20 protein-coding genes and 2 tRNA genes are annotated in these 18613 nt (G+C 67.2%); 6 read left to right on the top strand and 16 right to left on the bottom strand.

Annotation, left to right across the window (positions count from 1 at the left end):
- Nucleotides 1-511 (top strand): alpha/beta hydrolase family protein (locus tag FXN61_RS34185; protein WP_167978083.1); only part of this gene is annotated, 511 nt, incomplete at its 5' end.
- Here FXN61_RS34185 and FXN61_RS34180 read toward each other — a convergent pair.
- The 4 genes from FXN61_RS34180 to FXN61_RS34165 all read right to left on the bottom strand — a co-directional run bounded on the left by FXN61_RS34180 (nt 508) and on the right by FXN61_RS34165 (nt 2411).
- Nucleotides 508-669: a DUF397 domain-containing protein gene (locus FXN61_RS34180; protein WP_167978082.1), complete on the bottom strand. Its 162-nt coding sequence runs from the start codon at nt 667-669 to the stop codon at nt 508-510. The genes FXN61_RS34185 and FXN61_RS34180 overlap by 4 nt on opposite strands.
- A 13-nt stretch (nt 670-682) precedes the next feature.
- The gene (locus tag FXN61_RS34175) at nt 683-1516 is read right to left on the bottom strand and encodes a helix-turn-helix domain-containing protein (RefSeq protein WP_167978081.1); all 834 of its coding nucleotides are present in this window, start codon (nt 1514-1516) and stop codon (nt 683-685) included.
- 83 nt (nt 1517-1599) lie between these two features.
- Entirely contained in the window at nt 1600-2241 is a 642-nt protein-coding gene (locus FXN61_RS34170; protein ID WP_167978080.1) for a putative glycolipid-binding domain-containing protein, read from the bottom strand.
- Nucleotides 2238-2411 (bottom strand): antitoxin, encoded by a 174-nt coding sequence (locus FXN61_RS34165; RefSeq protein ID WP_167978079.1) that lies wholly within the window; start codon nt 2409-2411, stop codon nt 2238-2240. Before FXN61_RS34165 ends, FXN61_RS34170 begins: the two co-directional genes overlap by 4 nt.
- 190 nt (nt 2412-2601) lie before the next feature.
- Here FXN61_RS34165 and FXN61_RS34160 point away from each other — a divergent pair, with 190 nt between their 5' ends.
- Complete coding sequence (locus FXN61_RS34160) at nt 2602-3915, top strand: BNR-4 repeat-containing protein (RefSeq protein WP_246292351.1); 1314 nt, start codon at nt 2602-2604, stop codon at nt 3913-3915.
- Between the two features lie 77 nt (nt 3916-3992).
- Here the strand turns inward: FXN61_RS34160 and FXN61_RS34155 are convergent, their stop codons facing one another.
- Nucleotides 3993-5198: a thioester domain-containing protein gene (locus FXN61_RS34155; protein ID WP_167978078.1), complete on the bottom strand. Its 1206-nt coding sequence runs from the start codon at nt 5196-5198 to the stop codon at nt 3993-3995.
- Between the two features lie 307 nt (nt 5199-5505).
- Nucleotides 5506-6711, bottom strand: a complete 1206-nt coding sequence (locus tag FXN61_RS34150) for a DNA cytosine methyltransferase (RefSeq protein WP_312878197.1) — start codon at nt 6709-6711, stop codon at nt 5506-5508.
- Nucleotides 6712-6773: 62 nt separating this feature from the next.
- Between FXN61_RS34150 and FXN61_RS34145 the strand changes: the two genes are divergently transcribed.
- The gene (locus tag FXN61_RS34145; protein ID WP_167978076.1) at nt 6774-7538 is read left to right on the top strand and encodes a hypothetical protein; all 765 of its coding nucleotides are present in this window, start codon (nt 6774-6776) and stop codon (nt 7536-7538) included.
- A gap of 5 nt (nt 7539-7543) precedes the next feature.
- On the opposite strand, the gene FXN61_RS34140 is transcribed toward FXN61_RS34145, so the two are convergent.
- Entirely contained in the window at nt 7544-8797 is a 1254-nt protein-coding gene (locus FXN61_RS34140; RefSeq protein WP_312878196.1) for a hypothetical protein, read from the bottom strand.
- Between the two features lie 18 nt (nt 8798-8815).
- On the opposite strand from FXN61_RS34140, the gene FXN61_RS53185 reads away from it, so the two are divergent.
- A complete protein-coding gene (locus tag FXN61_RS53185) occupies nt 8816-8989 on the top strand; it encodes a hypothetical protein (protein ID WP_246292350.1) in 174 nt (57 codons plus the stop codon).
- 159 nt (nt 8990-9148) lie between these two features.
- On the opposite strand, the gene FXN61_RS34135 is transcribed toward FXN61_RS53185, so the two are convergent.
- Complete coding sequence (locus FXN61_RS34135) at nt 9149-9358, bottom strand: hypothetical protein (RefSeq protein ID WP_167978074.1); 210 nt, start codon at nt 9356-9358, stop codon at nt 9149-9151.
- A gap of 66 nt (nt 9359-9424) precedes the next feature.
- On the opposite strand from FXN61_RS34135, the gene FXN61_RS34130 reads away from it, so the two are divergent.
- Nucleotides 9425-10216: an NAD-dependent epimerase/dehydratase family protein gene (locus FXN61_RS34130; RefSeq protein WP_312878194.1), complete on the top strand. Its 792-nt coding sequence runs from the start codon at nt 9425-9427 to the stop codon at nt 10214-10216.
- A gap of 9 nt (nt 10217-10225) precedes the next feature.
- Here the strand turns inward: FXN61_RS34130 and FXN61_RS34125 are convergent, their stop codons facing one another.
- On the bottom strand, nt 10226-11137 hold the full coding sequence (locus FXN61_RS34125; RefSeq protein WP_167978073.1) for a ribonuclease Z: 912 nt from the start codon (nt 11135-11137) through the stop codon (nt 10226-10228).
- Between the two features lie 23 nt (nt 11138-11160).
- On the opposite strand from FXN61_RS34125, the gene FXN61_RS34120 reads away from it, so the two are divergent.
- Nucleotides 11161-11982 carry a serine hydrolase domain-containing protein gene (locus FXN61_RS34120; RefSeq protein ID WP_167978072.1) on the top strand — a complete coding sequence of 274 codons (822 nt, stop codon included), beginning with the start codon at nt 11161-11163 and terminating at the stop codon, nt 11980-11982.
- Here the strand turns inward: FXN61_RS34120 and FXN61_RS34115 are convergent.
- The 7 genes from FXN61_RS34115 to FXN61_RS34085 all read right to left on the bottom strand — a co-directional run bounded on the left by FXN61_RS34115 (nt 11966) and on the right by FXN61_RS34085 (nt 18528).
- Nucleotides 11966-12304 carry a hypothetical protein gene (locus FXN61_RS34115; RefSeq protein WP_167978071.1) on the bottom strand — a complete coding sequence of 113 codons (339 nt, stop codon included), beginning with the start codon at nt 12302-12304 and terminating at the stop codon, nt 11966-11968. The two genes, FXN61_RS34120 and FXN61_RS34115, sit on opposite strands and share 17 nt — an antisense overlap.
- A 15-nt stretch (nt 12305-12319) precedes the next feature.
- A complete protein-coding gene (locus FXN61_RS34110) occupies nt 12320-13141 on the bottom strand; it encodes an SDR family NAD(P)-dependent oxidoreductase (protein WP_167978070.1) in 822 nt (273 codons plus the stop codon).
- 205 nt (nt 13142-13346) lie between these two features.
- Nucleotides 13347-15611, bottom strand: a complete 2265-nt coding sequence (locus FXN61_RS34105) for a PQQ-dependent sugar dehydrogenase (protein ID WP_167978069.1) — start codon at nt 15609-15611, stop codon at nt 13347-13349.
- A gap of 316 nt (nt 15612-15927) precedes the next feature.
- A tRNA-Arg gene (locus FXN61_RS34100) sits at nt 15928-16000 on the bottom strand.
- A 41-nt stretch (nt 16001-16041) separates the two neighbouring features.
- Nucleotides 16042-16131: transfer RNA gene (locus FXN61_RS34095), tRNA-Ser, on the bottom strand.
- 155 nt (nt 16132-16286) lie between these two features.
- Nucleotides 16287-18230, bottom strand: a complete 1944-nt coding sequence (locus FXN61_RS34090) for an acetoacetate--CoA ligase (protein ID WP_167978068.1) — start codon at nt 18228-18230, stop codon at nt 16287-16289.
- Nucleotides 18231-18306: 76 nt separating this feature from the next.
- Nucleotides 18307-18528, bottom strand: coding sequence for an ESX secretion-associated protein EspG (locus FXN61_RS34085; protein ID WP_167978067.1), 222 nt, complete (start codon nt 18526-18528; stop codon nt 18307-18309).
- Nucleotides 18529-18613 lie beyond the last annotated feature (85 nt).

Genomic DNA, 18613 nt, shown 5'->3' with positions numbered 1-18613 from the left:
GCTGGCCGCCACCCGGCCGTGGATGGACCTCGACCGCGTGGGCGTGATGGGCCACTCCGGCGGTGGGTTCGCGGCAGCGCGGGCGGTGCTGGCCTTCCCCGAGACGTATCACGCCGGTGTCGCGCTGTCCGGCTCGCACGACGCCCGGTACATCGGGTTGGGCTGGGCGGAGTCCTGCGACGGCGCCGACAACCCGGAGGCGTGGCAGCGCGCGTCCAACGTCGAGATCGCGGACCGGCTGGCGGGCAAGCTGCTGATCGTCCACGGCGAGCTCGACGACACGGTCCACCCGAACCACGCGCTGCGGCTGGCCGACGCGCTCATCGCCGCCGGGAAGGAGTTCGAGCTGCTCATCGTGCCTGGGGCCGAGCACCTGTTCATCGACCGGCTGGCCTACGTGCGGACGCGTTGCTGGGACTTCCTGGTGCGCTCGCTGATGGGGGTTGAGCCGCCGGCTTACCGGCCCGCGCCGATTGTCATCGACCCCGAGGTGCTCGGCGAGATGGTCTAGCGATCAGCCTTCACCTCAGTCAGGAACGCCGACCACGCCTTGTCCGACACGGGCAGGTGCGTGGTCGGCGCCTTGCTGTCCCGGATACCGACGCCACGACCGACCTCAACACAGTCCTGCTGGTCCGGGCTGTAGCTGCTCTTCCGCCACGTCGACATGCCAAGCGCCTCCTCAGGACACGATGCTGGTGATCAGCGCCTTCGATTCTTCCTCATCCAAGGCCAGCTGATCGAGCCGCTCAACCACCGCGTCGTAGTAGGTCACGCTGTCTTTGTCCTCAAGAAATAGACCAGTCCTGCCGCCTTCGACGAAGATCACCGGCTCGAACTTCTCGTACCTCAGCCGCGTGAACGAACCCGCCACGCCTGCGTGCGCGCCAACCGCGATGGGCACGATGCGGACGGCGAGGTAGGGCCGCACAGTCATCGTCAGGAGGTGAAGCAGCTGCGCCTTCATCACCTCCTCACCGCCGACAGGGAGCCGGAGGGCATGTTCGTGGATGTAGAAGACGAACTCTCGGCTGCGGTGAAAGACCGCCTGCCGCGCCAGCTTCGTCTTGATCACGGCCTCGACGACAAGCGGGTCGGCACCCAGGACTGATCTCTCACAAGCGGCACGTATGTAGGCGTCAATCTGCAGCAGGCCGGGGATGAGATTCAGCGACCACACGACGATGTTGTTGGCGTGGCGCTCTTGCTCCATCAAGGTGGGCTGAGGGCTCAACACGCCATCCTCAGCGAATTCGAGGTAGCCCTTCTCGCGTGACTCGTTGTAGAGCGCGAGCAGGCGGCGGGCCTCGTCCGGCTTGACGTTGCAGAGGCCGAGCAGCATCGCCAGCTCGACCTCGGTGACCCCACCTTTGCCCTTGACCAGGTCGGAGACCTTGGCCTGTTCCCAGCCGAGCAGCTCGGCGATCCGGCGCTGGGTCATACCGGTGGACTGGATGGCATCGCGGACGCCATCACCGAACGAGCGACTAACCACGCTCGAAAATCGTTTCGGCATGGTCGGACGCTAGAAGGCCGAAGCCCTTCCCTTCCATCGTTTGGATGCGACTCGCCACGAAGGAAGTAGTTCTTGGAAGGGTTCTAAATCCGCTTCGAGATCAACGGGTACTCGACGACAAGGCCGTTGGCGTCGACCTTGATGTTCTGCTCGAACCCGCCGCTCTTGAACCGCACCACCGAGACGTCGTCGCCGACGGACACCGTCTTGTACGTCTGCGTCACGGCCTTCACCGACAGGTCGGGCAACGACACCCGCACGACGGGCAGTGCGTGCTCGCCCTGCTCGCGGTGCAGCCCGAGGCGCCGGATCGGGATGGCGTTGAACAGCACGGAGAACTGGACGTCGACGTCGAGGGCGTCGTTGAACGTCTCGCGCGTGCTGCCCTGGCCGTGGTCGACCAGCCAGGCGCCGTCCTCGGTCCTCGACAAAGAGCACTGGCGCTCTTCCAGGACCGTGGCTGTGCGCAGCAACAAACGGTTCACCTGGCCGCTCTCGCCGACGGAGACCTCGAACGAGGCGTTGAACTGCTCGTCGGGTCCGGCGGCCACCAGCCGGCCGGTGGCGCGCAGGCGCTGGTCGCTCGACAGCAGCAGGCGGACCTGCTCCAGCCGAGGCTCGTGGATGCCCTGCCAGGTGATCATCTCTGGCCTGCGGGCAGAAGGAGAGCGGGTCTCCCCGTTCGAGGTGACCCGCCCTGCGTCAGTGGCGTTGAAGGAGTTCACTGCCCACCCGGAAGGATGTCCTTGATCTTCTCGGCGACCGAGTCGACCTGCTCGTCGTGACCGAACTTGCCTGCGACGAAATCCGCCGCGGCGTCCACGCCCTTGTCGACCTGCTCGTGGTGCTCCTCAGCGAGGTCCAGGGCCTTGTTCTTGATCTCGTCGAAGTTCATGTGGTGCTCCTCCGCTCCTGACGCAGAGTACCCGAGAGGCCCCCGCGTGGTGGTAGCCCGCGATCACGCTAACTCCGCCTGGACAACTCGGCTCCGCGAAACGCATGATGGCCGCGCCGCCGCCTGGTCGGCCGCCGCACGCGGCCAGAACCAGGAGGAACGCCACATGACACGGCTCCTGCGTGGAGTTATGTCCGCTGTACTGCTGTTGCCGCTCGTCGCGGTCCCCTCGGCCCACGCCACGGCCGACGTTCAGGGGAAGGCGAAGTTCACGGTGACGACCACGGCCACGAGCGTCGCGGCCCGCAGTGACCGCCGCCCGGTCGCGGGCGGGGTCCACGACCGCAAGGTCGGCAAGACGTTCATCTCGTGGGCGGGGCAGTACGAGGACAGCTACGTCCAGTCGTACGACCACCGCAAGGCCACCTGGTCCGCGCCCAACCGGGTCGCGGACGGTGACTCCGACGCGCACAACTACCCGACCATGGTTCAGGCCAAGGACGGGCACCTGCTGATCTTCCGCGGCATGCACAACGTCGAGCTGCGCATGTCCCGTTCGCCGCAGCCCCACTCGGTGGACGGTGTCTGGGAAGAGACGCTGATCTCCAAGAACGCGGCCACGTACCCGATGCCGTTCGTCACGCGCGACGGCACGATCTACGTCTTCTACCGCGAGACGTCCCGCGACCTCGACCCCTCGTTCCCGACGGACACCCGGCCGATGCTCTACGTGGTGTCCAAGGACAACGGCAAGACGTGGAAGACCTCCACGGAACTGACCGGTGACAGGTTCGCGATCGGCTCGACCTCCCGCGCGGACAACATGAACGAGATCTACATCGGTCAGCTGCGCCAGGAGGACAACGGCCGCGTGCGGATCGTCTACACGCTCGCGGGTGGTGGCACTGAAGGACATCTGCACGACCGGTACCACCGCAACATCTACTACGCGTGGTTCGACCCGCGGAACCAGCACTTCTACTCGGCGTCCGGCAAGGATCTGGGCACCCAGATCGACGACGCCGACCAGGAAACGCACCTGAAGGTCGCGGAGACCCCGCTGACCTTGCCCAACGGCGTGAAGTCCCCCGACTACATCCAGCTCGTGGGCACGACGCTGGGCAAGCCGTTCCTGCTGTGGTTCATGGGCGACCCGGACAAGGGCCCGCTGCGCAACTACCTGTCCACGTGGAACGGTCGCTCGTGGGAGACCAAGGAAGTCGCACGGGGACTGCGCACCCGTGAGATGGAACCGATCGACCCGTTCACCTGGCGCGTGTACGCCACCGAGGACGGCAAGCCGAACGTGAACACCTACCTGGTGCGGTTCGGTCGCACGTGGACGCCGGAAACCGTCATCCCGACGGCCAAGCCGGTGCAGCGCATCGAGATCGTGGAGAACTTCCGCGACCCCGCGCGGGCGATCCTGTCCGGCGCGTCTTCGCAACGAGACGTGGCGATCGCCGACGGCGACATCAGCGTGGCGGGCATCAGCCGCCGCTAGATCCTTGCGGTGAACGGCAAACGCCCCCAGGACCGGCGCGGACCCTGGGGGCGTTCGTCTGTGAGGCGCTGATCAGATCAGGCGCCGGCCTTCTTGCGACGCACCATGAACAGCGCGGCGGCACCGCCACCGACGAGCACCAGACCGCCGATGAGCGGCCACAGGATCGAGGCACCGGTCGAGGCGAGGTCGTCGTCACCGCTGCCACCCGGAGCCGGGTTGGCCGGGGTGGTGGAGGTGGTGGCCGGCGGGGTCGTGGTCGTCGTCGCGGACGGCTGCGTCGAGGACGGCGTGGTCGGCTCGGAGGGCTTGACCTCCAGCTTCCAGTCGGCCTTGGCCTCCTTCTCGACCTTGGCCTTCTGCGGCTGCGCGACGACGAGCGACTGCGCCACGTCGTCCTTGTCCTTGTTGTGCGCGACGAACAGGCGGCCGATCGCGAGCTCGGCCTCGGCCGAGAGCTTGAACGAGGCGTTGCCGGTCGGCGCGTTCGCCGGGACGTTCACGAAGAACTCGGAGACCTTTTCACCCGCGGCCTGAACGGCGAGCTTGTCACCCTGCTTCTGCACCGCGAGCGGGTTGCCCTGCGCGTCGGTGATGGTGACGCCCTCGGGGAGGTTCGCGGTCAGCTTGACCTCAGAGGCCGTGGTCGTGACCTTGAACGGGCCGATCTTCTCGCCGGACTTGCCGGACTGCGAGGCGGGCTCGACGTCCAGCGTCGGCTTCGGCTGCTCCTTGATCTCGTTCGCCGTGGCGTCCTTGACCAGGCGCTCGTACAGCTTGACGACGTCGGCGTTGTTCTTGTCGGGGTCGAGCTCGGCCTCGTCGGAGAAGTGCCAGATCGCGGCCTGCGTGGCGGCGATCGTCTCCTTCTTGTCGAACTGCTTGCCGAACTTCGCCTGGACCTTGTCCATGGACTGTCCGGGGTACGAGTTCGTCAGGATCCAGAGGACCTTGCCCGCGTTGACCTTGAACTTGGTGTTGGGGTTCGGGTGCTTGTCCCACGGCACTTCCTTGAGGGCGTCCCTGTCCTCAAGCGGCGTCGGCAGCTCCACGCAGTAGGTGAGGACGTTCGAACGCTCCGCGTCGTCCTCGATGCGCAGCTTGATGACCGAGGTGCCCTGCTCGTGGTGGTGCGTGCCGTTGACGAGGTGGACACGGAGACCGTCCTCCTGGCCACCGCGGTCCGGCCGGATGACGACGTCCGCGGACGCCGGGAGGGCTGAGAAAGCCAGGGCGGCGGTGGCGCCCAGCAGCGCCGTACCGATCCTCAACCGGGAAGCCATGGGTCTCCTTGCTCGCTGAAGTTAGCCCGTATGCATGAAAAGTTGAGTGACCCGTCGGCACGTCGAAGTCCCACGTTCGACACTGAACCGACAGGAAGCGAGCGGACAGTATCCGATGGGGTGACACCCGATGGGGTGAGGTATAGAGGTCACCACAAACCGTGGGTGATCAGCGCAAACACACCCACCGTGTCCACAGTGGATCGATCCTGATGCATTCGATTTGTCAGGTGACGTTAAATTCGTTGCCGAACAGTTATCAATTGCCGCGTCCCGCTACGGATGGCAGGCCCTTGCGGTTCAGGGCTCACGCCACCATTTCGGTAACTTCCACCGGCCGAATGTCTCCCGGACGCAGTGAAGTGCCGCGCAGGCACATCTCCCGCGGCTCCGGCCTGCGACCTGTGAGAATCCACCTGGTCAGTCCGGCCAACTGGTAGGCGATCAGCGGCGGAACGGCGTCACCGACGTGCCGGTACGCGTTCCCGAGAATCGAGACGTCGAACCGGAACTGCTTCGGAAAGCCCTGCAGGAGCGCCATCTCCCTGACCGTGCAGAGCCGGTGCTGCACCGGGTGGGCATAACGTCCGTTTCCGACGTGGCCGCATTCGCGCTTGATCGTCCTGGCCGGTTCGTCCCACCACATCCGGCCGTAGACATCCGGATGCGAACCCCAGTTCTGCTGTTCGACGATCTTGCGTTGTGCCGGGTTCAACAACTCGGCGGTCTCCGGTGACCGGAGCAGATCAGCCCACGAACCGCCGTTCGCAGGAATTGCACGCATTCTCTCCAGACTGCGGTCCTGGGAAAAGGTCGGCGACACGTGAATGAGGTCTTCCGGGTGCGCCTCACCGGCCGCGACAACAGGCAGCTTGCCGATCGCGCGCCGGACCGTGATGGCGGACGGGCGGATGACCCTGCCCTCCCAGAGGTCGTCCATCGTCCGCAACGGCATGCCCTCGTCCACGGCCACGATCAACGTCCGCTCGCGCAGCTGCGGCAGGCCGAACTTGGACAGCATGTGCGTCCCGCCCGCGACCGTGTAACCGATTCGGGTGAGTTCTTCGACGAGGCTGTCGAAGTGGTGGCGCTGCTTGCCTTTGACGAGCTCGCGGGCGTTCTCGACGAGCACGACCTTCGGGCGCAGCTCCTGCGCGTACACCGCGATCCGGCCCACCAGTGAGTTGCGCGGGTCGTCACGCAGGTGGTTCTGGGCGGTGAGGCGGCTGAAGCCCGAGCACGGCGGGCAGGCCAGCAGCACGTCCAGCTCGCCACGCTTGAGGCCCCACACCTCGCGCAACGCCGACGGCGAGACCTTCGAGAGGTCGACCTCCAACGGGTCGACGCCGATGTTCGCGCGGTATGTGTCGTTGCAGCGCAACGAGCCCAGGCGCGAAGACGGCTTGCCGATCTGCGCGTCCGCGGCACCGACGACCCGGAAGTCGCGGTGGGCGTGGAAGCCGAAGCTCATGCCGCCCGCACCCGAGAAGATGTCGGCCACCGAGAAGGACACCACGAGATCGTACGGGCGAGGCTCCGAGGAGCCTTCCCTGACATCCCGTACCTTTCCGCCTTATGGAGCTGCCGCGTGCGTGGCAACGGCCTGACCCGTTGCGTGGCCTCGACAGGATTTCCTGGGTCGAGGTCTACGACGGCCGGGGAGGCGCCGGCCGCGTGCCCCGCTTGCTGCGCTCCCTCATGGACTCCAACGCCGACGTCCGCCTGGGCGCTCTCAGCTCTCTGGCAGACCGGCTGCTGACCGACGACACGGTCTCCGAGGCGTCGTTCTGCGCCGTGCCGTACCTGGTGGAGCTGGGGGCCTCGTACAAGGTCGCCGCCGACGTGCGGGACAGGGTGATCTTCCTGCTGGCCGCCATGGCGTTGGCGGGCAAGGGGTTCACCGAGGACGGCCGGCGCACGCACCGCCGGTGGAACGCCCTCGGGCGCGAACTCCCCCGCACGGCTCCTGACTGGCTGACGCAGACGCGGCACGCCGTCGCCCAGGGCGCGCCGAAGATCTTCGAGGCGCTGGCGTCCGAACGGGTGGCGTGCCTCGTGGCGCTGGCGTGCGCGGTGCCCGAGAAGCTGCCGTCGTTCGTCGGCGGGCTGATGCAGGACATGATCGAACTGCCGGGTGAGGAGATGCTCTCCGACGCGGCCGAGATCGCTGTGGCACTGATGAAGCACTCGCCGGAGTTACTCGGGGTGGATCTGCCCCGGCCGAAGGTTCTCGGCGAAGGACTGGTGCGTCCGGCGCACCAGCCGCGTGAGGTCGCAGCGGCGTTGATGGGCTACCGGTTCGCCCTCATCTCCGCGTACGGCGATGAGGGCGCCTGGTAAGCCTTCTACGCGATCACTGCCTCTTCGATCGCCTGCTCGACCTGCGCGTCGTCCTCGACCGCGATCGCGGGCTCCAGGGCACCGAGACCCGTTCCCCACTCCTGGTCCGCCAGTGCGAACGCCGCGACGGTCAGTGCCGCCACGGGCGCCCCGACGGGCATGTTCTCGCGGTGCAGATCAAGATCCAGGCGTCCGCCGATCGGTGACGGGCTGAGCCGCAGCGTCGCGTGCGCGGGCTCGTCGGAGTGGGCCAGGCGGCACGCCCAGCCGGTGAAGATCACCCGGCGCTCGTCCACCGTCGTGGGCTGCACGGCGCGCACGTTGGCGCCCACCGCTCCGGAGCGGTGGTTGTCCGCGGCCTGAAGGACGAGCTCCTCGAACTCCATCGAGGAGATGCCGAGGTCCCAGCCGGCGACCAGCGCGACCTGCACGAGCGCGAGCGGCAGCGTCGGGACGGCGTCCTCGAAACACACCATCGCGCCGCCGTAGCGGGTGTTGATCTCGGTCGGCAGGAAGCCGTCCTCGGTCGCGATGCCGTCCAGCGTGAACGTGCCGCGGTAGCCGACCGTCTCGCGCAGGTGCTCGCCGACGCGGCGGGCCAGGTTGCGCATCTCGTCGCGGATCCACACGGGCGGGTCGTAGTACGACGCGCAGCCCGCGTAGAGGAACTTGGCCTGGCCCTGGCGACGCGGCACGACCATCTCGATCGGACGCAGCACCGCGGTGCCGTCCGGGAACACGATGCCGTGCACGCTCACCGGAATGCCTTCCAGGAACGGCATCACGCGCACCTGCTCGCACTTGGGGGCGAGCACCTCGAAGGCGTCCATCGCCTCCTCGTAGGTCCGCACGCGGCGCACGAAGTTCGCGCCGCCGTTGATCGCGGGGCCGTCACCGGACCAGACGACGCCCGCGCCGCGGTCCAGGATCTCCGAGGCGCCCCAGAGACGTTCGAAGTCGAGGTCGAACACCATCGCCGGCGCGCGGCGAGCGGAAAGCTCGTCCCAGAGCGCGTCGATCGTGGTCTTGTTCTCCAGCTCGACCCACTTGTGCCGGCGCGCGTTGAGCACCGGCCGGCCCTGGAAGGTGTCGATCTCGTTGTACGGCGTGCTGATCACGACGGCTTCGGCCTCGGGGTCGAAGTCGTGCAGGATCTCGCGCACCTCGGTGCCCGGCTTGGACAACAGCTTGCCCAGGCGGCGCTGTTCGACGGCGACGAAACCGCCCTTGATGCCCAGCGACACCCAGCGGGCGATCACCGAATCATGCAGCGGGGCATGATCGTCGGTATCCAGCACGAGCGTATGGCGTGCACCGAGCGTATGGAGCTCGTGCGCGCGCTTAGCCAGACGCGTGCCACCGGCCAGCACTACAAGCCGGTCACCGAACAACCTGCCGAGGCGCTCGTTGAGCGCTGCGAGGACATGATTCATCGCCGAAAACTCGCTTAAGAGAAGCGGAGGACGTGACCGGCGATCGCCGGGTGACGCGTAGCGTAGAGCCACCCGGTATGTGTGTCGAAGCACGGTCCGGCAACGGCCGGATGAATCTTGCGACAGGCCTGTCGGCGCAGGCCCAGAGGCAAGTGGATCAGATGATGATCTGTGTGCTCACGAGGAGCGCGCCGCGTCCCGAAGGACCTGGTCAACGCGGTTGAGGAAGCTGCGCCTGGGGTTGATCGCCGGCAGTGGGGCGGTGAGCTCAGCGGACTGAGGCGCGGGTGCGGCTCCCACGATCTCGGCCACGTTGCGCAGGAACTCCTGCCGCTTGAACTCGTGCACGGCGTGATCGTGCAGGAGCCCGGCGATGCTTGTGTGCACAGCGCGATGGGGGTAACTCACTCGTGTGTTATCGGCGCAACTCGCGTCGACCTTTAGGGTCAACTTGTGAGAGTTCTGGTGACCGGCGCCACTGGGTACGTCGGCCGTGCCGTGGTGCGTGAGCTGCAGGTTCAGGGACATGAACCTGTTTTGTCGCGTCAACGCCTCTCCGAGCCGTTCCACTCCATTACTGCAGACGCCGTCATCCATCTGGCGGGCGCGGCGCGCGTGCGCGAGTCGTTCGAAGATCCACTTTCGTACTACGAGACGAACGTCGGCGGGACGCTGAACCTGCTGAAAGCGTTGGAGGGCCAACGATTCCTGCTCGCGTCGACTGCCGGGGTGTACCGGCCGTCCGACTCTCCCCTGACGGAGGAGTCCGTCAGGGAACCGTCGTCGCCCTATGCCGCGACGAAGGCCGCCGCGGAGGACCTCGTGGCGTGGGCGGCGCGGTCCGGACGGATCGGGGCGACCACTCTGCGTCTGTTCAACGTCGCTGGAGGTGGTGACACCGACACCAGTCGGGTGATCACCCGAGCCGTGGCGTGCGCCGCCGGAACGGTGCCTGGCATGGAGGTCTACGGCGACGGCATGGCCGTGCGCGACTTCGTGCATGTACGCGACGTTGCTGCTGCCTTCGTCGTGGCGCTGGAGGCTTGCTCCGTGGGCACGTCGTCGGTCTACAACGTCGGAGCGACGTCTGCGTCCGTGCGGGACGTGCTCGACGCCGTTTCGGAGGTGACCGGGCGGTCCGTGGACGTGACCTGGAAGCCCGCGCACCCCGGTGAGGTGCGGTTCCAGCGGGCCGACGTATCACGGCTGCGCGCGTTGGCTGGAAGCCGCGTTGCTCGGGGTTGACGGAGATCGTCAGGGACCAGTGGCTCGCTTCGGCACCGGCACCCGATCCAGGTCCCTCGCGATGACGATCTCGCCGTCGAACTCCCCGGCCGCCTCGGCGAGGAACTCCGCGGGATCCTCGTAGCGCTGGGAGAAGTGGGTCAGCACCAGCTTGCGGACCTTGCAGTCCTGCGCGACGCGGGCGGCCTGCTGAGCGGTGAGGTGGCCGTGGTCGCCCGCGAGCTTCGTGTCGCGGGCGAGGTAGGTCGACTCGATCACCAGCATGTCGACCTGGTCGGCGAGCTCGTAGACGTTGTCGCACAGGCGCGTGTCCATGACGAAGGCGAACTTCTGGCCCTTGCGGGGCTCGCTGACGTCTTCGAGCTTGACGCCGTTGAGCTCGCCCTGCTGCTGGAGGACCCGGACCTGCGGTCCCTGGATGCCGCGCTCGGCGAGCTTCTCGGGAAGCATGCGGTGGCCGTCCGGCTCGATCAGCCGGTAGCCGAAGCTGTCGATGCCGTGATCCAGCCGGTAGGCCTCGAGCTGTCCGAACTTCCCCTCGGCGATCAGGCCGTCTTGCTCCACCGGTTCTTCCTTGATGTCCGCGGCGTCGTAGAAGGCGCTCGCGTAGCGGAGGCGTTCGAAGAAGTGGGCGCCGCTCCTCGGGAAATGCGCGTGCACGGTGTGAGGGACGCGGTCGAGAGACAGACGCTGGACGATGCCGGGGACGCCCAGGCAATGGTCGCCGTGAAAGTGCGTGATGCAGATCCGGGTGATGTCGCTCGCAGCGGCACCCGACCTGAGCAGCTGCCGCTGGGACCCGTCACCGGGGTCGAAGAGGAAGCCTTCACCGTCCCACCTCAGCAGATAGCCGTTGTGGTTGCGCTGGCGCGTGGGAACCTGGCTGGCCGTTCCCAGGACTATCAGTTCCCGGACTGTCACCCCCTGACGTTAACGTCTGTCCCATGCGGAGCGTGGAAGCGGCAGCGTCGTGGCCTGTTGAGAACGCGGCGGTGGCCGTGGTGTCTTCTGCCGGTGTGGTCGGGTCGCTGGGCGATCAACAGCGCGTGTTCCCGCTCGCGTCGGTGACGAAGCTGCTGACGGCCTACGCGGTTTTGGTGGCCGTCGAGGAGGGCGCGGTCGAGTGGGACCAGCCGGCCGGGCCTCCCGGGGCCACGGTGCGGCACCTGATCGCGCACACCGCCGGGTACGCCTTCGACAAGCCCGAGGTGCAGGCAGCGCCCGGGACGCGCCGGATCTACTCCAACGCGGGCTTCGACTTGCTGGCGTCTTTTGTCTCTGAGGCCTGTGAGATGCCGTTCGCCACATATTTGCACGAGGCGGTGTTCGTTCCGCTGGGGATGAAATCGTCGGCCCTGGTCGGCTCGGCGGGTGCCGGTGCTGAATCTTGTGCTGCGGACCTGGCGTTGTTCGCCGCCGAGCTGCTGTCGCCTTCGCTGGTTTCCGCCGAGCTGGTCGGCGAGGCGACTTCGGTGGTCTTTCCCGGGCTGAACGGCGTGCTGCCCGGTTACGGCATGCAGAAACCGAACGACTGGGGTCTCGGTTTCGAAATCCGTGACGGCAAGTCGCCGCACTGGACCGGGCTTTCTTCTTCGCCGCGCACGTTCGGGCACTTCGGGCAGTCCGGCACGTTCCTGTGGGTCGATCCGGACATTTCCGCGGCGTGCGTCGCGCTGACGGATCTGCGTTTCGGGCCGTGGGCCGTCGAGGCGTGGACGCCGTTCTCCGACGGCGTCCGCGCGGAACTGGTCAGTCGGCGAGCCTGAGCGCGAGCTGCTTGAGCACCTCTTTCACGTCGGCGTCCTCGCAGTCGTTCTCGTACGCCTGCGCGACGCCGTGGAAGGCGTAGAGCAGTCCGGCGGTGAACCAGCCGAACTGCGACAGCACCTGGTCCATCGCCTGCTTGAGGGCTTGAGCGCCGGCCTCGTTCAGGTCGCCGTCGACCTTGACCTCGTAGCTGAACACGCCCTCCTGCAACGACTTGAGGGCCGTGCGCAGGTAGTCGTTCGACCCGTCGGCGTCGTAGGTGAGCGTCAGGACGCCGAGCGCCCGCTGCATGATCTCCCGCTGGTCCACGTGCTCACTCATACCAGTGCGCGGGGTTCAGCGCCCCCATCGCACCCAGGCAGGGTCCTCCGGCACGAGCTGCCGTTCGAAGACCTCGGCGATGGCCTCGACGTCCCAGTCGGCCCGTTCGACGACGGGTTCCTTCGGCGAGGTCTGTCCCATGACGTGCAGACGCCCGTTCGCGAACCTGATGAGCTGCCCGGTGATCTTCGCCGCGCGGTCGCTGAGCAGGTACGTGACCAGCGGCGCGATCGTCTCCGGAGATCCGCTGGGAACGGCCTTGGTGTCGGCAGCCGCCATCCGCGTCCAGGCAACCGGGCACACGGCGTTGACGCGGATCCCTCTCTCGTGGAGTTCATTTGCCGCACCGGCCGTGATACTCGCAACGGCACCCTTGGACGCGCTGTAGGCCAGAGCCGTTGGCTGCCCGACCATCGCCACAGAGCCGAGGTTGACGATCGATCCGCGCCGCATGCTCTGTACGGCCGCGTTGGTGCAATAGAGCGTGCCGAGGACGTTGACCTCGATGAGCTCGCGCATCAGTCGTGGGTCGTCTACACCTATCGCGGCCTGGTAGCGGATGCCGGCGTTGTTGACGAGCCCATCGATCCGGCCGAACGCGGCGGTGCAGGTGTCGACCATCGCCTCGGCCTGCTCGGGGTCCGCGACACTGCCGCCGCTGACGACGGCCCTGCCGCCCTTGAGGGTGATGAGGTCGGCGACCTGTTTGGCGAGCGGCTCGTCAACGTCGTTGATGACCACCGCAGCGCCGTGTGAGGCCGCGTGGGTGGCGAACGCCCGACCCAAGCCTTGCCCGGCGCCGGTGATGACCACGGCCTTGCCCGCCAGAATCGCCATCGTTCGAGTGTGGCGATTCAGGCCGCGTGAGCGGTCCGTCACGTCGGCGAATGGCTTCTGTCCGCGCCGAACGGCGTACGTGGAGCGACGACCGGTCGTCCGGATTTCTGAGTCGATTTCCGCAGATCAACCACTGTGGAATCGATTGCTTCCCAGCCCCGTCATGAGTAGAAAACGGTGGTTCGCTCACGTTGTAGCCGACCAGTCATCGCTTCCGGTAGTAGGCGGTGTAGGTGGTGTTGACCGCAGGCGCGATCAGCGTGTGGTCCTTCGCCCCGCCGTCCGACCACGACGAGAAGAAGTACGTCGAGCGGTTGACGACCTGGGACGTGGGCGCGCTGACCGAGTTGCTGGACCCGACGATCACGGTGACGGTGAACGGCGTCGCCATCGCACCCTCGTTGAACCCGAACCCGGACAGCTTGAGCCCGCCGGGGTTGGTCTTGAACGTGAGCTGCACCGACTGAGGGTCGAGCCGCACGTTCGTCGTGGTGGAGAGCCCGCCGGAATCCGTTGCGGTCAAACGCAGTTGCAGGTGCGACGGGTATTGGTGGTCAGGAGTCGTGAACTGTCCACTCGCGACACCGGAGAACGTCTGGACGACGTGCTCGTGGCAGTCGCTCGTGCTGTAGCAGTGGTTCAGCACCAACGACCAGCTCAGCCCGGACGCGGGAACCGTGCCGTCCTGCGCGTCGGTCGCGTGGCCGGAGAAGCCGATCGTGTCACCGACCTTCCAGCGCAGTGCGTTCGACGGCGTGTCGATCACCGGGGCGGGCGGGGTGTTGCCCACCGTGATCGTGACCGTGGCCGTGTTGGCGGCGCCTTGCGGGTCCGTGACGCGCAACGACGCGACGTAGTTGCCGGATGACGTGTACGTGTGGGTCGCCGTCGGTGTCGTGGCATCGCCGAAGAGACCGTCGCCGTTGAGGTCCCAGCTGTAGGTCAGCGGGGAGCCTTCGGGGTCGGTCGACGCGGTGCCGCTGAAGTTCACCGTCAGCGGCGCGTTGCCGCTCGTCGGGGTGGCGTTGATGCGCGCGGTCGGCGCCTGGTTCGCCGCGGTGTAGGTGATCCGGTGGATCGTGCCGTTGTCCATGTTGACGTAGAACAGGTCGCCGTTCGGCCCGATCTTCAGGTCGACCGGGTGGCCCGCGCCCGCGCCGGAGGAGTCCACGCACACGAAGCACCTGCGTTGCGCGGGATCAGGAAGACCGTTGATGCCGGGCATCATCGCCCAGATCTCGTTGCGGCTGTGGTCGCCGAAGAACAACGCGCCGTTGTACTCGGCCGGGTAGGAACCGCCTCGGTAGAAGGCGATGCCGGTGATCGACGAGCTGCCCGTGCGGCAACCGGCGTAGTTCACCACGCACGCGCTGTGGCTGTAGGCGTAGTACGGCGCCGCCACCGAGCCGGGCGTGCTGTACAGCTGCGAGCACGAGGTGAGGCCGGCGCTCTGGTAACCACCCTGCGGCCCGGAACCCTCGTAGCAGGGCCAGCCGAAGTTGCGGTTGGTGGTGAGCCGGTTGATCTCCTCCCAGTTGTTCCAGCCGACGTCGCCGATCCACAGCTCGTCGGTGCCCGGCCGCTGGGTCATCCGGAACGGGTTGCGCAGGCCGTAGCCGATCACACGGCGCGCGTTGGCATCGGCCGAGGACGCGAACGGGTTGTCCGGCAGACCCGCGCCGGTCGCCGGGTCGATGCGCAGCACCGTCCCGTCCAGCGTCACGGGACCGCTGGGGCGACGGATGCTCTGGCTGCGCAACGCGCCGCCCTGTGCGCCAGGCGGGGTGAGCGCGGTGCCGACGCCACCTGGCGGGTCGCCACACGGGTTGGCCTGGTTGCCGGGGTAGTTGGCGCCGTACTGGCCGTAATCGACGTTGGTGAAGCTCGCGCCGTCACCGCTGCTGACGTACAACGCGCCGTCGCGGCCGAACAGCAGCGTGCCGACGGAGTGGCTGGGGTACTGCTGGCACCAGTCCTGGATCAGCACCTGCTCGGCTCCGGTCATGGTGTTGCCGCTCGCGGTCAGCCGGGACAGCCTCGCGTACACCAGACAACCGTCGGTCGTGGGCCCCGGCGGGGTCGGGCAGCCGTCACCCCAGCGCCCGCTCGGGTCGTAGGCGTACAGCGCGTACACGGACGGATTCGCCGGGAAACCGGGGTGCAGCGCGAGGCCGAGCATCCCGCGGTCCCAGAAGTCGTGCACGTTCGCGGACAGATCGGCGAACGTCGTCGGCGTGGTGTCGGTCAGGTCGTCGAAAACCCTGATGACACCGTTCTTCTGGGCCACGAACACACGCCCGTCCGCGGCGAACTCGACGTCGATCGGATTGGTGAGCCCGCTCAGCACCACCCGGTCCTGGAAGTTCGGCGGCAGCGTGGCCGCCTGGGCGGCGGGTGACACCACCACGACCGCGGGCGCGAGCAGAGCCAACGCGAGCAGGGCTGTCCTCAGCCAAGGGCGCTGCGACATTGCGGCCCCCTTCCGGTCCGGTGATGTGGACATCGGAAGGGAAGCAAAATCGTTACGTGGCAACGGCTTGTGTTCGATCACTGACACGTTGTCGTAAGCGTCCACTTGGGACTGCCCACGTTCGGTCCGCCAGCCCCCGCCACACCTCAACCAGAGGATCCCGGGAGATTGGGCCTATGTAGGCGCGAAGCGCCACATGGCCGGGGGTCCGGGGGCGGAGCCCGCCGGCAGGGGGTCTGGGGGCTTGGCCCCCAGAAAACAACCGAGAGAGCCCCCTGTTTGCGCTTTCCGCAAACAGGGGGCTCCGGCGATCTCGCGCGCTCGACAGGATTCGAACCTGTAACCTTCTGATCCGTAGTCAGATGCTCTATCCGTTGAGCTACGAGCGCAGATATTTAATTATAACCGATCCCCAAGAGGCTCGGCCTTGCGGAGGCTCCGGGATTTGAACCCGGGATGGGGGGTTACCCCAAACCGCATTAGCAGTGCGGCGCCATAGACCAGACTAGGCGAAGCCTCCCGGGACCATCCTTGGCCACGACGCATAGGTTACACAGGTCCTCAACCGAGTTGCAAAACGCCCCCCTCGAACCCCAGAACGCGCTGGTCAGGGCACGTGCAGAGGCCTTGAGAGGGGCGTTAAACGCCTGTTCACCGGATCGGGAGTGACCTAGATCATCCTGACGCCAGGTCCAGGAACGGTTGGAGGGACTCGGGATTGCGGAGTGCGTCGCGGCTGACGGCTCGGTCCACGTCCATGCCGGCGAGGATCTTCTTCACCGGGACCTCGCACTTCTTGCCGTTCAACGTCCTGGGGATCTCGGCCACGGCCACGAAGCGGTTCGGGACGTGCCGCGGGGACAGGGACGAGCGCAATTCCTTGCGCAGCAACGGTTCCACGTCGGCCAAAGCAACGCCGTCCAGCACCACGAAGCAGAGCAGCTCGCCCTCGGTGACGCCGGACGTGTCGATCACCAGGGAGTCGACGACGCCGGGCACGGACTCGACGACGCGGTAGAACTCCGAGGTGCCCATGCGGACGCCGCCGCGGTTCAGGGTCGAGTCGGAGCGGCCGTAGATCACGGCCGAGCCGCGCGGGGTGATGCGGATCCAGTCGCCGTGGCGCCAGATTCCGGGATATGTGTCGAAGTACGCGTCGCGCAACCGGGAGCCGTCCGAGTCGCCCCAGAAGAAGACCGGCATGGACGGCATGGGCTTGGTGATCACCAGCTCGCCCACCGCGTCGTCGAGCGGCGTTCCGGCCTCGTCGAACGCGTAGACGGCTGCACCCAGTGCCCGGCAGGAGAGCTCGCCCAGCCAGACGGGGCGGTCAGGGGAGGCGGCGACGAAGGCCGTGCAGAGGTCGGTGCCGCCGGAGACCGAGGCGATCTGGACGTCCTTGCCCACCGCGGAGGCGATCCAGCGGAAGCCTTCCGGGGTGAGGGGTGCGCCGGTCGAGCCGACCACGCGCAGGCCCGTCAGGTCGTAGCGGGAGGACGGGTCGAGGCCCTCCTTCAGGCACGACTGGACGTACGGGGCGGAGGTGCCGAAGTACGTCACGCGGTGTTGCTCGGCCAGGTGCCACAACGTGTTCAGCGACGGATAGGCCGGGCTGCCGTCGTACAGGACGATGGTGGTGCCGACCATCAGGCCGCCGACCAGGTAGTTCCACATCATCCAGCCGGTGGTGGTGAACCAGAAGAAGCGGTCGCCGGGGCCGAGGTCGCTGTGCAGGCCGAGCATCTTCAGGTGTTCCAGGACGATGCCGCCGTGGCCCTGGACGATGCCCTTGGGCAGGCCCGTCGTGCCGGACGAGTAGAGCACCCACAGCGGGTGGTCGAACGGCACCGGTGTGAACTCCAGAGGAGCGCCGGCGAACGAGTCCAGCAGCTCCGAGAACGACAGCGTGTCCGGCAGCGTTGCCTCGACGCCCAGGTAGTCGATCAGGACGGTGGCCCGCAAACCCGGCAGCTGGGAACGGATCTCCTCGACGACGGGGCGGCAGTCGAAGGACCGTCCGTTGTAGACGTAGCCGGAGACGGCGACGAACACGACGGGCTCGATCTGCGTGAAGCGGTCGGCGACGGCGCGCGCGCCGAAGTCCGGGGAGCACGACGACCACGTGGCGCCCAGCGAGGCGGCCGCCAGGAACGCGATCAGGGCTTCGGGGGCGTTCGGGACGAGTGCCACCACCCGGTCGCCCTCGGAGACGCCCAGAGAGGCCAATGCGGCCCGGAAAGCCGCCACGCGCGAGCGCAGGGCACCGAACGTCAAAGAAGAGGCGACGCCGTCTTCGCGATGGAAGATCACGGCGAGGTCGTCGTCGGCACCGCGACGCAACGCGTGCTCGGCGTAGTTCAGCGTCGAGCCGGGGAACCAGGTGGCGCCCGGCATCTCCGAAGACCCCAGCACGCGTTCGTACCCGGAGTGGAACTGCACGTCGAAGTACGAAGCTATGGCGCCCCAGAACCCCTCGAGGTCGGAGACGGACCACTCCCACAGCGACTCGTAGTCGGGGAAGTCGTGGCCACGATCGGCGAGCCACGACCGGAAGGCGGTCATCCCGTTGTCCGTCGTGGGGTCCGGGCGCCACAGCAGTTCGACGTCGGTGTCGTTCATGCCCCCATGTCTAGTTGAGGCAGAACCGCACGTCCATGTGTGATTGGTGGACAGGACGTCAGCCGACGGTGTGGAACTAGCCAGCCGCCAGCAGCTCGTCCACCGCGCTGGTCAGCCGCGCCGCGTCGGCACCGGCCAGCACGAGCCAGCCGTCCTGCTTGCGGAGGAGATAGCGGCCCTCACGCGTGTCCAGCCACGTCACCGAACGACCGGTCGGGCGGGGTACACCGTCGCGGTTGCGGGCCGTCAGGCCCAGTTCGCCGCCGCCGATGCGGGACGTGACGATCGGCGACACCATCCGGGTGTCGCTGTCCGCACCGCCGGTGGAGGAGGTCAAGGTCGGCACGCAGATCCTGGAGTCACTCGGACTGCGGCCACGGGGA

Source organism: Lentzea indica (genome assembly GCF_012184385.1).
Lineage (GTDB): Bacteria > Actinomycetota > Actinomycetes > Mycobacteriales > Pseudonocardiaceae > Lentzea > Lentzea indica.
The sequence above is the reverse complement of the archived record's forward strand: the minus strand, read 5'-3'. Positions and strand labels throughout refer to the sequence as shown.

What these genes read in the sequence shown, in the direction of transcription:
- FXN61_RS34180 (WP_167978082.1), bottom strand. Translation starts at nt 669, where the DNA reads ATGTCGACGTGGCGGAAGAGCAGCTACAGCCCGGACCAGCAGGACTGT.
- FXN61_RS34175 (WP_167978081.1), bottom strand. Translation starts at nt 1,516, where the DNA reads ATGCCGAAACGATTTTCGAGCGTGGTTAGTCGCTCGTTCGGTGATGGC.
- FXN61_RS34165 (WP_167978079.1), bottom strand. Translation starts at nt 2,411, where the DNA reads ATGAACTTCGACGAGATCAAGAACAAGGCCCTGGACCTCGCTGAGGAG.
- FXN61_RS34160 (WP_246292351.1), top strand. Translation starts at nt 2,602, where the DNA reads ATGTCCGCTGTACTGCTGTTGCCGCTCGTCGCGGTCCCCTCGGCCCAC.
- FXN61_RS34155 (WP_167978078.1), bottom strand. Translation starts at nt 5,198, where the DNA reads ATGGCTTCCCGGTTGAGGATCGGTACGGCGCTGCTGGGCGCCACCGCC.
- FXN61_RS34145 (WP_167978076.1), top strand. Translation starts at nt 6,774, where the DNA reads ATGGAGCTGCCGCGTGCGTGGCAACGGCCTGACCCGTTGCGTGGCCTC.
- FXN61_RS53185 (WP_246292350.1), top strand. Translation starts at nt 8,816, where the DNA reads ATGATCGTCGGTATCCAGCACGAGCGTATGGCGTGCACCGAGCGTATG.
- FXN61_RS34120 (WP_167978072.1), top strand. Translation starts at nt 11,161, where the DNA reads ATGCGGAGCGTGGAAGCGGCAGCGTCGTGGCCTGTTGAGAACGCGGCG.
- FXN61_RS34115 (WP_167978071.1), bottom strand. Translation starts at nt 12,304, where the DNA reads ATGAGTGAGCACGTGGACCAGCGGGAGATCATGCAGCGGGCGCTCGGC.
- FXN61_RS34110 (WP_167978070.1), bottom strand. Translation starts at nt 13,141, where the DNA reads ATGGCGATTCTGGCGGGCAAGGCCGTGGTCATCACCGGCGCCGGGCAA.
- FXN61_RS34105 (WP_167978069.1), bottom strand. Translation starts at nt 15,611, where the DNA reads ATGTCGCAGCGCCCTTGGCTGAGGACAGCCCTGCTCGCGTTGGCTCTG.
- FXN61_RS34090 (WP_167978068.1), bottom strand. Translation starts at nt 18,230, where the DNA reads ATGAACGACACCGACGTCGAACTGCTGTGGCGCCCGGACCCCACGACG.
- FXN61_RS34085 (WP_167978067.1), bottom strand. Translation starts at nt 18,528, where the DNA reads ATGGTGTCGCCGATCGTCACGTCCCGCATCGGCGGCGGCGAACTGGGC.